At 39.4% G+C, this 13495-nt stretch carries 11 protein-coding genes; 4 read left to right on the top strand and 7 right to left on the bottom strand.

The genetic code is table 11. The features are described 5' to 3' along the window. Window position 1 precedes the first annotated feature (1 nt). The 7 genes from pilB to nadC all read right to left on the bottom strand — a co-directional run bounded on the left by pilB (window position 2) and on the right by nadC (window position 7908). Complete coding sequence (gene pilB / locus GZH31_RS13515; protein WP_118844625.1) at window positions 2-1678, bottom strand: type IV-A pilus assembly ATPase PilB; 1677 nt, start codon at window positions 1676-1678, stop codon at window positions 2-4. A 162-nt stretch (window positions 1679-1840) separates the two neighbouring features. Continuing rightward, window positions 1841-2449: a dephospho-CoA kinase gene (gene coaE, locus GZH31_RS13510; protein ID WP_180311094.1), complete on the bottom strand. Its 609-nt coding sequence runs from the start codon at window positions 2447-2449 to the stop codon at window positions 1841-1843. Window positions 2450-2451: 2 nt separating this feature from the next. Beyond that, window positions 2452-3348, bottom strand: coding sequence for an A24 family peptidase (locus tag GZH31_RS13505; protein WP_180311093.1), 897 nt, complete (start codon window positions 3346-3348; stop codon window positions 2452-2454). A 179-nt stretch (window positions 3349-3527) separates the two neighbouring features. Then, window positions 3528-4757 carry a type II secretion system F family protein gene (locus GZH31_RS13500; protein WP_180311092.1) on the bottom strand — a complete coding sequence of 410 codons (1230 nt, stop codon included), beginning with the start codon at window positions 4755-4757 and terminating at the stop codon, window positions 3528-3530. Window positions 4758-4776: 19 nt separating this feature from the next. After that, on the bottom strand, window positions 4777-6072 hold the full coding sequence (locus GZH31_RS13495) for an O-antigen ligase family protein (protein ID WP_180311091.1): 1296 nt from the start codon (window positions 6070-6072) through the stop codon (window positions 4777-4779). A gap of 46 nt (window positions 6073-6118) precedes the next feature. Further along, a complete protein-coding gene (locus GZH31_RS13490; protein ID WP_180311090.1) occupies window positions 6119-6562 on the bottom strand; it encodes a pilin in 444 nt (147 codons plus the stop codon). A 497-nt stretch (window positions 6563-7059) separates the two neighbouring features. Continuing rightward, window positions 7060-7908 carry a carboxylating nicotinate-nucleotide diphosphorylase gene (gene nadC, locus GZH31_RS13485; RefSeq protein ID WP_180311089.1) on the bottom strand — a complete coding sequence of 283 codons (849 nt, stop codon included), beginning with the start codon at window positions 7906-7908 and terminating at the stop codon, window positions 7060-7062. Between the two features lie 189 nt (window positions 7909-8097). Between nadC and ampD the strand changes: the two genes are divergently transcribed. The 4 genes from ampD to aceE all read left to right on the top strand — a co-directional run bounded on the left by ampD (window position 8098) and on the right by aceE (window position 13493). Beyond that, a complete protein-coding gene (gene ampD / locus GZH31_RS13480; RefSeq protein ID WP_180311088.1) occupies window positions 8098-8640 on the top strand; it encodes a 1,6-anhydro-N-acetylmuramyl-L-alanine amidase AmpD in 543 nt (180 codons plus the stop codon). A gap of 23 nt (window positions 8641-8663) precedes the next feature. Next, the gene (ampE, locus tag GZH31_RS13475; protein WP_180311087.1) at window positions 8664-9515 is read left to right on the top strand and encodes a beta-lactamase regulator AmpE; all 852 of its coding nucleotides are present in this window, start codon (window positions 8664-8666) and stop codon (window positions 9513-9515) included. Window positions 9516-9992: 477 nt separating this feature from the next. Beyond that, window positions 9993-10742 carry a pyruvate dehydrogenase complex transcriptional repressor PdhR gene (pdhR, locus tag GZH31_RS13470; RefSeq protein WP_036965924.1) on the top strand — a complete coding sequence of 250 codons (750 nt, stop codon included), beginning with the start codon at window positions 9993-9995 and terminating at the stop codon, window positions 10740-10742. An 84-nt stretch (window positions 10743-10826) separates the two neighbouring features. Next, a complete protein-coding gene (aceE, locus tag GZH31_RS13465) occupies window positions 10827-13493 on the top strand; it encodes a pyruvate dehydrogenase (acetyl-transferring), homodimeric type (protein ID WP_180311086.1) in 2667 nt (888 codons plus the stop codon). Window positions 13494-13495: the final 2 nt, after the last annotated feature.

Below are 13495 nucleotides of genomic sequence, written 5' to 3'. Positions count from 1 at the left end.
GTTAAAAACTCGTGACCCGATTTATTTCAGCTAGCGAGGTGACACCATCCGCCGCTTTTTTTAATCCCGATAGACGTAAGTTATTAAATCCTGATTTTAAAGAAACCTCAGCAATTTCGAGTGAATTACCTCCACGCATAATAATTTGCGCAATTTCAGGGGTAATTTGCATGACTTCGTAAATACCTACTCGTCCCTTATAGCCATCGGTACAGCTATCACAGCCTTTTGGAGAAAACAGCGTGAGTTTGCTCAATGTTGCGGGGTCAAAGCCTTGGCGAATAAGTTCTTCATCGGGCAGTTTTTCTGGGGTTTTACATTTCGGACATAAACGTCTGGCCAGTCGCTGTGCAATGATAAGACTAATTGAACTTGCAACGTTGTATGCCGGAACGCCCATGTTTAACAATCGAGTCAGTGTTTCTGGCGCTGAATTTGTGTGCAGTGTCGATAAGACTAGGTGGCCTGTTTGCGCTGCTTTAATGGAAATTTCAGCTGTTTCTAGATCTCGTATCTCACCGACCATGACGACATCGGGATCTTGACGCAAGAACGCTTTTAACGCGTTGGCGAACGTCATATCTGCTTTTGTGTTAATTTGTACTTGGTTAATGCCTTCAAGGTTGATCTCAACCGGATCTTCCGCAGTACTAATATTGCGCTCAGGTTGGTTCAAAATATTCAAGCCGGTGTAAAGAGATACTGTTTTACCAGAGCCTGTAGGACCTGTCACTAATATCATCCCTTGCGGCTGTTCGAGCGCATCCATGTAGAGCTTTTTCTGTTCAGGCTCATAACCCAATACATCGATGCCAAGCATAGCACTTGATGAATCAAGAATACGCATTACAATTTTTTCGCCCCACAGCGTTGGCAGGGTACTGACACGAAAGTCGATACTTTTACGTTCAGTAATTTTTAATTTAATGCGGCCATCTTGTGGTTTACGTTTTTCGGCGATATCTAAGCGTGACATAACTTTTATGCGCGCAGATAATCGACTTGCTAGGCTATTCGGTGGGCTTGCCATTTCGTGTAAAATGCCATCAATCCGAAAGCGCACTCGATAACGATGCTCGTATGGCTCGAAGTGTAAATCTGATGCCCCTTTTTTTATTGCATCCATCAAAATCTTATTGATGTAGACAATAATAGGCGCATCGTCTTTGTCTTCATCATTACTTGGCATATCGCGTGGTTTATCGGTGTCGAGATCGCCAAGCTCTTTAAATTCGTCATCCGTTAAATGTAAGCTACCGGCCGCATCGAGCAGCTGCTCTATTTTATTTTCTAGCTGGTTGTAATCAACCACTACAACTTCACAAGACAGACCTGTACTAAATTCAAAGTTTTCAAACGCACCGTAATCAGTAGGGTCCGATGCCGCTATATAGAGCTTACGGCCTTTCTTTATCAGCGGGAGGATATGATGCTCGCGAATGAGCTTTTCTTTTACTAACTCATCAGAAATAAGTGATACATCGAAGTCTTTGATATCAAAATAGGGAACACGGAACAAGTCAGTGCATTGCTCTGCTAATTCATGCGCGTCTATACCGCAGCTCTTAGAAATGAGCTCAGCTGTGGAGTTATATTCTCGTTGCTTTAATTTGACGGTCTCTGCATCAATGCGACCTAATGTGATAAATTTTCTCAGTAACGGTGAGTTAATATTCATTGCGCACCTTAATTTGATCCTTTCTATGCCAAATCTATCAGAAAAAAGCAGGGTATAACATCAGTCTTGTCGATTTAGGCAAAATTGCAAAATAAATTCACCCTTTAACTCAGGTATTTATAATTTGTATTAATGTTTTTGTATTAGATGGGTGTGTATTTTTTAGCATATAGTTTCAGCATGAGTTAAATATTTTTGATGCAGCTTTTTCACATCAATCGCAACTTCAGATAGAGCGCGATCATTGTCTAAAATATCATCGGCTTTTAGCTGTTTATCGGCACGAGACATTTGTGATGCAATAATTTTTTTCGCTTGAGCCTCAGAGACATTGTCGCGTACGCTGGTCCTAGTAATTTGAGTTGTGACGGGGACATCGATGAGCAACGTATGGTTGCACAATTTTTCTAAACCGTTTTCAAATAATAAGGGCGCAACTAAAATTACGTAGTCGCTGGTGGCTTGTTGCAGTTGCTTAAGCATGGATTCCCTTATTAACGGGTGTAGTAAAGCATTGAGCCATGCTTTTTCTGTTTCATTATCAAAAATAATGCCCCTGAGCTTCGCGCGGTCAAGCACTCCCTCGCTGGTGAGAATAGTTTTGCCAAAATGCTCAACAATTTTTTTAAGACCTACACTGCCTGGCTCGACGACCTCTCTTGCGACGATATCGGCATCAACAACCGTGATCCCTAACTTTTCAAACATCGCACTCACAGCACTTTTGCCAGAGCCAATACCACCCGTTAAGCCTAAAATCCAGTTTGCCATATTTAATGACCTAAATAGCTAAAATAGATAGTTTGAATTTGCTCACCCCACAATAAGGTTACCCAACCGGCTATCGCAAGGTAGGGGCCAAAGGGAATAGGCGTGGTTTTATCTTTGCCTTGAATAATAATTTGCAGCATACCAATAAGAGCGCCAACGACACTCGAAAGCAACACGATAGTTAAAATAGCCTGCCAACCAAGTAACGCTCCAAATACCGCGAGTAATTTAAAATCGCCATACCCCATGCCTTCTTTGCCAGTAGCAAGTTTAAAGAGCCAATACACACTCCATAAACTTAAATAGCCAATTGCAGCGCCAATAATCGCATCAGAAGGGGCGATTGTGATGTTCATCACGGCTGCTATCAATGCAAGCCAAACGAGCGGTAAGGTAAGTTGGTCAGGCAAAAGCATATGATCAATATCAATGAACGTAAGCGCAATGAGCACCCATGTGATTACAATATAAAGTAACGCAAGTTCAGATGCGCCAAATACAACTGCAACCGCGATGCTTAAGCTGGCTGTTAGCATTTCAACAATGGGGTAGCGAACAGAGATTGGCGCCTCACAACTTGCACAGCGGCCTTTGAGTATTAACCAGCTGATAACAGGAATGTTCTGCCAAATCTTAATCGGTGCCTTACATTGTGGGCAGGTTGAATTAGGTGTGACTAAATTAAAGGGAGTAGGCTCTTCAGTATGGTTAATTGTTTGCTCATCGGCCAATAACAGACGGCACTCTGATTGCCATTCTCGTTTCATCATCAGTGGTAACCTGTAAATAACGACATTTAAAAAGCTACCAATACACAGACTCACAAGTCCTACAGTTAACAAATAAAACCACTGTTGAGATTGCATCACGGTGGCTATATCAAGGAAAAAATTTTGCATTAAACTACCTAATTTTTGGCTTTTAGAAACAAGTTTAGGCTTGCAGGCCTGAACGAATTACTCAATGTCTTTTTTATTATTTTAATCAATAGCCATTCAAAATTGTAAATGACTACCTAAGCTGTGATTAGTAAAAGCCTAGACAGCATCAATATACCAACTCAATTTTTACTTATCGATTAAATGACGGAACCTAACTGGAAAATAGGTAAATACATAGCAACGATTAAACCACCGACTAGCACACCAAGTACAGCCATGATCAACGGCTCCAATAAGCTCGAAAGGCCATCGACCGCGTCATCAACCTCTTGCTCATAAATAGTGGCTACTTTAGCAAGCATGCCATCTAATGAGCCTGACTCTTCACCAATTGCGACCATTTGGATCACCATATCAGGAAATATTTTAGAGTTTCGCATTGCCCAGTTCATCAAATTACCTGAGCTCACTTCTGCTTTTATCTCTAAAATAGCGTAACGGTACACTGCATTACCTGAGGCTCCCGCGGCGGAGTCGAGCGCATCAACCAAGGGCACACCCGCAGCAAAGGTTGTTGAAAGAGTGCGTGCATAACGAGCCACTGCTGCTTTATTTAAAATCATGCCAATAACAGGTAACTTTAATATAGCTCTGTCGTTGGCATCTCTGAGTTTTTTGCTTTTAAGCAGCGCTTCTTTATAGGCATAGCCAAATGCAATAACAGCAATCAGCATTATCCACCAATATTCTTGCATAAATTCAGATATACCTATCACCATTAAAGTAAAGGCGGGAAGCTCAGCACCAAAGCCGTTAAAAATCTCTTGGAATTGAGGCACCACAAAAATAAGTAAGATTGAGGTAACGATTAAGGCCACAACTAATACCGCAATCGGGTAAAACATTGCTTTTTTTATTTTAGATTTTAATGCTTCGGCTTTTTCTTTATAAAGAGCGACACGGTCGAAAATTTTATCAAGGGCACCCGATTGTTCACCCGATGCAACAAGGTCGCAATATAAATCATCAAAATAACGGGGGTGTTTGCGTAAAGCTTGCGAGAGTGGCACACCCGCTTTTACTTCGTCACCAATTTCTTCCATCAGCCTAGCAACACTTTTATTTTTAGCACCTGAACCTATCATTTCAATAGATTGAATAAGCGGCACACCAGCCATCAGCATGGTCGCTATTTGGCGTGTAATCAGGGCAATGTCTTTAGGGGTGATTTTTTGTACATGTTTAATGCCAAATAATGGCTTTGCTTTGCGCTTAACTTTAGAAGGAGTAATTCCTTGTTTACGGAGCTGTGCTTTGACCAATGCTATACTCTGACCAGAAAGTTCACCTTCAAGTTTCTTTCCTCTGGCACTTAAACCAACCCATTGAAAAGTATCTAATTTATTTTTTTCTATTTGTTTTGACATTTTCAATCCTATTTGGGAGTTACTGGCAACTTGACAAAAAAACTTGTCCATTTGCCCAGAAATTAGGTCCTGATGGTATATGGCTTTGGCAATTAAAACTTATCATACTAAGAATAAAATAAATTAGAGCAACTGCATATATAAAGATAACTTTATTAATGCTAATTCTTACACTTTTATTAGTTTTTCGTAACTCTTTTATTATTAAACCTGCTAGTATAAAAAGAAATGTTTGTGGGATCGGCATAATTGTTATACCACTTACAAGTGAAAGTGAAAGTAGCGCTAAAAATGTAAGAAAACAACAATTAAAAGTATTGTTATCTTTTTTAAATTTTAAGTAATCTAGTGATTCACTTATAAGGTTAAAAAGTAAGTAAAGAATTAATAACGTTACTATAGCTCCCCAATCAAAGAGTAAAGATATTACGCTATTGTGAGGATGGCTAACTCCATAACTGTCTGATTTAAATGTACCAGCCCCATTTCCGAATAAAATAGTTTTAAAGTTAAAAGATCTAATTACATCTTCCCATAATGCTAATCTTCCTGAGCTGGTTTCTCGAAAAAGGCTATCCCTTGTAAGTGATACAGGCTCAGTTAAAATGTAGATGATAAATAGAAATAAAGAAAAAATGAAGAGCCAAAATACTTTATTTAAAACTTCCCTATTTATTATTTTCATATAAGCACCAATAAAAATAATAATTATTATTGCTAGAGAAGCTCCCCTAGCTGAACTAATCATTATAATCAAAAAGTTTAAGACTAAAGATATAGCAGTAATGCTTTTGAAGTTTTTATTCATTAATAGGTATAGTGAGAAGCATACGCATATGACTTGGAAATGATTAAAAAAACGAATGTTATAGAATCCGGAAAAAACTCCATCTATAAAAAAATCTGTATTGTTATATAAATAAAAAAAATAGTTTAAAAAAAACATACCAGAAGAGAAAATGCTCAAAATTATTGATGTTATAAATAATGGCAATTCTAAATCTTTTTGGCTTATTCCAAGTTTTATTAGTGCTGTCAGCATAAAGATGTGTAAAAGTATTAAAAGTGAATAAAAAGGATTTTCACTATGAAATACACTGATCAGAGAAAATGTTAATAGTAAATATATTATGTTTTTATTTTTTGAATCACTAATATTGGATGAGATTAGGTATGGGATGCATAGAATTAATAATGCAATTTGAGAGGCTCTTTTTTCATTAAAAAGGCCAAAATATAGAGAATCCCAAAAAGGAGCAATACTAATAATTAAAAAAATTGGTAGGTAAAATTTATGTGGAATATTTTTTATCATAGGATAAAGAAGCTCTAATCAAGAGCTTCAATATTTATAGATTTTATTAAGTTCTACGACAGTTTTGAGGTACAAATTTATTTAATGTATTTGAGCTCACTTCACACTGCCAAAGTATCGAGTTGGCGCTATAGGTAGGCTTGAATGCTATTGAAGCTGTATCAAGAGCTGTGTTCGTACCTTGTATAGTTACTGTTATCAAACCATCAGTACCAACTGAAACTTGCTTTACATATGTTGAAGTGATATCGGTTGCAGCTGCAATTCCTACTTTAGTATTGGTGTTACAGTTTGTTAATGCGCCATTTGAAATTGCACATTCACTTACGGCTGTTTTAGCAGAGCTACCAAATGCAATAACCTCACTAACCTTAGCACGCGTAGTATAGTCTTGATATGCTGGCAGGGCCACTGCAGCTAGAATACCGATGATTGCTACTACAATCATTAATTCAATTAGGGTGAAACCCTGTTGCTTTTGTTGTGTCATTTTGTTCCTCTCCTAAAGGATATGATGTTTTGTAAGTTTAGCTGTTAGATCAGCATTGTAAAATCGATGCTAAACATACAGGACTATTCTTACAGTTTTACTTAAAACTTCTGTTAAAAATCGTGATTGTTAACAAGTTGATTTTAAACTTTTGTTCATTAAGTGTTTGTTAATTTACTTTAGCATCAATTAATGTATTTGAAAGCAATTTTCCGGCTAGATAACTGGTTTTTCAGAAGTTTCCTACTTTAGTTTGAGACAGATCAAGCTTAAAAATCCATAATTGAACTATTTATACACATGCATCCTTGCTGGAACTTATTGAATTAATTGTAAACTTACGTAAGTCATTAGGACACAATGATACTAAAGAACTAAAAGCACTGAAAAGTTATTGATTTTTTGTTACCGATTCAGGCTTTTTACGTATTTAATGCTTTTTTTATTTCGTTGTCAACGAATTAGGTAAACATTAAATACGCAAAAATGGGGTGGGGTTACGCGTTAAAGCGCATCGATAGGTCGATTGATTGTAAATTTTTTGTAAGTGCGCCGCTTGAGATAAAATCAACACCTGCTTGCGAATAAGCTTTTAGTGTTTCAAGGGTCATATTGCCAGACACTTCTAATTTTGCTCGCTTATCAGTAAGGATGACGGCTTGCTGTATTTGTTCCACAGTAAAGTTATCAAGCATGATGATATCAGCACCCGCATGAATGGCTTGCTCAAGCTCATTTAAAGATTCAACTTCGACTTCTACAGGTTTTGATGGATGATTAACTTTTGCTTGTGCCACGGCTTTATCAATGCCACCACATGCTGCAATGTGGTTTTCTTTAATTAAGAATGCATCGAATAAACCAATACGATGGTTCGCGCCGCCGCCGCATTTGACTGCGTACTTCTGCAATGCACGTAAGCCCGGAATCGTTTTACGGGTATCAAGTAACTGCGTGGTTGTTCCTGCAAGTTCTTTAACGTAGTGGGCTGTGGTTGTTGCTGTTCCCGAAAGCGTTTGCACAAAATTAAGCGCTGTACGCTCTGCGGTTAAAATGGCACGTGCAGAACCAGACGCTGTAAATAAGGTGGCATTTGCAGCGACCTTATCACCATCGTTTACTAATACATCAACTTTTACCGTTGCATCTACTTGCTTGAACACTTCTAAAATAATGTCTTTGCCACAAAATACAAAGTCTTCACGAGTAATTACTTTGGCATTCGCTTGCTCGTTTTCAGGGATGAGTTGAGCGGTGATATCACCGTCGTTTGCATTTTGGTAATCCAAATCTTCATCAAGGGCGAGTTTAACCAGTTGGCTAATTAAAGAGTGAGGGACTGACATGTCGAAAGCTCATTGTTTATTAATAAATTGACTAAATTTTACTATGTTTGACCTTGTATTAGAAGTTAAAGATTTATCGCTAACGTGGATTAAAAGTCCTTGTGGGTGGCTTCACAAATGAATGCGGCTAGACCCTGAGTAGCGAACCATTTACACTGTTTAACTTTATTGTCATTGTTAGTTTTTAATATGCATATAAACGAATTAGGCCAGTTAAACAGTGTGTTACAGCGGCCATGCAGGCATTATGATGCGCGTCCTGATAATGAAGTGTCATTACTTGTGATTCACAATATTTCGCTACCCGCAGGGCAGTTTGGCACGCGATATGTGGATGATTTATTCATGGGTTGCATAGACTGTGAGGCACACGATAGTTTTGTTGACTTAAAGGGGCTTAGAGTGTCTGCGCATTGTTTTATTCGTCGCACGGGTGAAGTGATTCAATATGTGCCATTTGAAAAGCGTGCTTGGCATGCCGGTGTGTCTGAGTTTAATGGCCGCCAGCAATGCAATGACTTTAGTGTAGGTATTGAGCTTGAAGGTACTGATACTGAGCCGTATACCCAAGCACAATATAATGCATTACACTTAGTGACAAAGGCACTTATGGATAAATACCCAAAAATAACTCGCTCTCGTATTGTCGGCCACTGCGATATTGCACCCGGTAGAAAAACGGATCCGGGCGAGAGTTTTGATTGGCCATACTTTTTTGATTTAGTGTTTTAATTTAAAGGATATAGGTAACAAGCATGATCTTGATTTCAATTATAGTTGCGCTAGTCATTGAGCGTCTTGGGGCGCGGGCTGATTACTGGCAAATTGGTTTTTATGCCGATCACTACCTAAAGCACTCTAAAAAACACTTATCAGATAAAGGCTTATTTAATTCGCCCGTTGGTTTTCTGATCTGGTTAATGTTACCAGTGATTGCTATTGCCTTAGTTTATAAGTTATCAGATTTTATAGTATGGCAATTAGCGGTTAACACCGTGGTGTTATTAACGTGTTTTGGCTGTGCTAAGCAACGAGCACTGTATAAGTCTTATCTCAATGCCCTAACGCGAAACGATCAAGAAGCTGCGACATTATTTGCATTACAAATGGGCCAAAAGAAAACAGAAGCTGAGCCCCAAGGGGAAACATTCGGGCAAACACTCGCATGGCTTAATTTCCGCTTTTATTGTGCTGTTATTTTTTGGTTTGTGATATTGGGTGTACCGGGCGCAATACTCTATGGCTTAGTGCGTACTTACGCTGACAAGGTAAGAGAAAACCATAATATGGTGTATGCAAAACGCTTTAAACTAATTCATACCTTATTATTTTGGTTAGATTGGTTACCTGCGCGCATTGCAAGTTTTGGTTATCTTGTTATTGGCAACTTTAATAAAGGAACCAGTTGCTGGTTGAAATACGTGTTGGACTTTTCAGTAAGCAATCGCAAAGTGGTTACTCAAACAGCTTTGGCTGCAGAGCAAATTGAGCAGCAGTATGTTGGTTGCACTTATGAGGCAACCTGTATGATGAAACTCGTAAAACGTAATGTGTTGTTCTTTTTAGTCATTATTGCCGCACTCACTCTATTTGGTGGGTTGGCGTAGTAAAGTTAGCAAGTTGCAAGGGCTGGCTTTAGCCGGGAGTGGCTTTTAAAGTCAGCGAGCTGCAAGAGTAAAGCTTGTAGGAATGATTTCAGTCATGAATCATTCTGTTAATGTACGTCGTTTGAGTTTTGATTTTTCAGCACTGTAATGCTTTCTACTTTGCCTTTCTACAAAGCCACTCAAATCAGCTAACATCAAATAGCTGACTTCTAAGAGCGTGCTTGTCAATCTGGTCTGACCATTTATTTTTTATTGTTTTCTTCTTCCGAAATAGCGACTTTCTTCCATACTGTTTAATCTTTATGCAAAATGGAGTACCGTGTCAGTTGGCGCTGAGCGCAGTGAAATTGACAGAAATACCGGTTTTTGATAACGTATGCTACAAATTTGGTATGACCAATTTACCTTTTGGTTGAGTCTTATGGCTAAAAACCCTGTGTTTAGCGGGCTTGGCCGAAACAACGCGGACGTTGATAAATGTCTTTAAAGATAAAAGCAGCAAAATTATCTGATGTAATTTTACAACAACTTGAGAATATGATTCTTGAGGGGTCGTTAGCGCCAGGCGAAAAATTACCTCCTGAACGTGAGTTAGCGAAACAGTTTGAAGTATCGCGTCCATCACTTCGAGAGGCTATTCAAAAGCTGGAAGCTAAAGGCTTAGTCACGCGTCGTCAAGGGGGTGGCACGTTTGTAAAAAATCAGCTTGAAGAGGGGCTTACTGATCCACTCTTTGATTTGATAAGTAAACATCCTGAATCACAATTTGATTTACTTGAATTTCGTCATGCTCTTGAGGGAATCGCAGCTTATTATGCTGCAATGCGTGGTACGACGAATGATTTTAAAAAAGTAAAACAAAGCTTTGACAATATTGCGCTTGTAAATGATGACATTGTGCAAAAAGCAAAAGCAATTAATGCATTTCATTTCAGCGTAGCTGAAGCGTCTCATAATGTCGTGTTGCTGCACTTAGTGCGTGGTATGCAAGCATTGCTTGAGCAAAATGTATTACAAAATTTAACTGTACTGTTAAAAAAGCCGCAAATCAGCCAGCAGCTCGCGGAGCATAGACGACTGTTAATGGATGCGGTTATTGAAGGAAACCCAGAGCAAGCACGCCTTGCTAGTAATGCTCACTTGGCCTTTATCGAAGAAGCCTTACTTGAGGCTGGCAAAGAGCATTCGCGGATTGAACGTAGTTTAAGACGCACCAAACAACATTAAGCAAGTGATTAGCTAAGTTTAGTTAACTACTTAATTTAAGATTTATTAAAATAATTAGTATTTTAAACATAAGGAAACCTCCATATGTCTGAAGTCAATAAAATTGACGTAGACGCGCTAGAAACACAAGAGTGGTTACAAGCCCTTGAGTCTGTTGTGCGTGAAGAAGGTGTAGAACGTGCTCAATTCTTACTTGAGCAAGTGTTAGAGCAAGCCCGTTTAGACGGTGTTGATATGCCTACTGGCACAACTACTAACTACGTTAATACCATTCCAGTAGATCAAGAACCAGCCTACCCAGGTGATGTGAATGTTGAGCGTCGTATTCGTTCAATCATTCGTTGGAATGCGATTATGATCGTATTACGCGCGTCGAAAAAAGATCTCGACTTAGGCGGCCATATGGCGTCTTACCAGTCTTCAGCGGCTTTTTATGAAGTTTGTTTTAATCACTTCTTTAAAGCGCCAAACGATGTAGACGGCGGTGACTTAGTTTATTATCAAGGTCATATTTCTCCAGGTATCTATGCGCGTGCATTCGTTGAGGGTCGTTTAACAGCTGAGCAGCTTGATAACTTCCGTCAAGAAGTTGATGGTAAAGGTCTTCCTTCGTACCCACACCCGAAATTAATGCCTGAATTCTGGCAGTTCCCTACGGTATCGATGGGTCTGGGTCCAATTGCTTCAATTTACCAAGCGCGTTTCTTAAAGTACTTAGATGGTCGCGGCTTAAAAGACACTAAAAACCAACGCGTATATGCTTTCTTAGGCGATGGTGAGATGGATGAGCCAGAATCACGTGGTGCAATCTCATTCGCTGCACGTGAAAAATTAGATAACCTATGTTACCTAATCAACTGTAACTTACAGCGTTTAGATGGCCCAGTAATGGGTAATGGTAAAATCATTCAAGAGCTTGAAGGCCTATTTAAAGGTGCAGGCTGGAACGTGATTAAAGTTGTATGGGGCAGCGGTTGGGATATCTTACTTGCTAAAGATACAACCGGTAAGTTACTACAGTTAATGAACGAAACTATTGACGGTGACTACCAAACATATAAAGCAAAAGACGGTGCCTACGTGCGTGAGCACTTCTTTGGTCGTTATCCAGAGACAGCAGCACTTGTTGCTGATATGACAGACGAAGAAATCTTCGCACTTAAGCGTGGTGGTCATGAGCCATCAAAGCTTTACGCAGCATTCAAAAAAGCAGAAGAAACGAAAGACCGTCCAACTGTTATCCTAGCGAAAACGGTTAAAGGTTACGGCATGGGTGAAGCGGCTGAAGGTAAAAACATCGCACACCAAGTTAAGAAAATGGACATGACACACGTAGCACACTTACGTTCGCGTCTTGGTTTACAAGATCTTGTGTCAGATGATAAATTAGCTGATCTTCCATACTTAACACTTGAAGAAGGCTCAGAAGAGTACAAATACTTACACGCTCGCCGTGAAGCACTTCAAGGTTACACACCGAAGCGTATTGCTAAATTCTCTGAAAAGTTAGTCTTACCAGAAGTAGAGGCATTTAAACCATTACTTGAAGAGCAAAAGCGCGACATTTCTACAACAATGGGCTTTGTTCGTGCACTTAATGTGTTGCTTAAAGACAAAGGTATTGGCAAAAATATTGTGCCTATCATTGCTGACGAAGCACGTACATTTGGTATGGAAGGTTTATTCCGTCAAATCGGTATTTATAACCCACATGGCCAAAATTACACGCCTCAAGACCGTGACATCGTTTCTTACTACAAAGAAGCTACATCAGGTCAAGTATTACAAGAAGGTATCAATGAGTTAGGTGCAATGTCGTCATGGGTTGCTGCTGCAACATCATACAGCACCAACGATTTACCTATGATCCCATTCTATATCTACTACTCTATGTTTGGTTTCCAACGTGTTGGTGATATGGCATGGATGGCGGGTGACCAACAAGCACGTGGTTTCTTATTAGGTGCCACTGCAGGTCGTACAACGTTAAATGGTGAAGGTTTGCAGCACGAAGATGGTCACAGCCATATTCTTGCTAACACAGTGCCTAACTGTATTTCTTATGACCCAACTTACGCTTACGAAGTTGCAGTTATTATGCAAGACGGTATTCGTCGTATGTACGGTGAAGATCAAGAGAACGTGTTCTATTACCTAACACTGATGAACGAAAACTACCATCAACCAGCAATGCCTGAAGGCGCTGAAGAAGGTATTCGTAAAGGTATCTATAAGCTTGAAACCGTGGCTGGCGATAAAGCGAAAGTACAGTTGCTAAGCTCGGGTACTATCATGATTGAAGTACGTAAAGCTGCCCAAATCTTAAGTGAAGAGTACGGTATTGGTTCAGATGTATTCTCAGTGACTTCATTCAATGAATTAACACGTGATGGTCAAGATGTTGAGCGTTTCAATATGCTTAACCCAGACGCAGAGCAAAAGACTGCTTACATCACTGAAGCATTGTCAGACGCTGTAACAGTTGCCGCAACGGATTACATGAAGAACTACGCAGAGCAAGTTCGTTCATTTGTACCAAGCAGTAACTACAAAGTACTTGGTACAGACGGTTTCGGTCGTTCTGATAGCCGTGAAAATTTACGTCGTCACTTTGAAGTTAATGCAGGTTATGTTGTTGTTGCAACATTATCTGAACTTGCTAAACGTGGTGACGTTGAGAAGTCTGTGGTTGCAGAAGCAATCAAGAAGTTCGACATCGACACTAACAAAGTTAACCCGCTATACGCATAAGA

This window comes from Pseudoalteromonas sp. JSTW, from assembly GCF_013423925.1.
Taxonomy (GTDB): Bacteria; Pseudomonadota; Gammaproteobacteria; order Enterobacterales; family Alteromonadaceae; genus Pseudoalteromonas; species Pseudoalteromonas lipolytica.
Note: the sequence above shows the minus strand (reverse complement) of the source record. Positions and strands in the feature narration are given on the sequence as shown.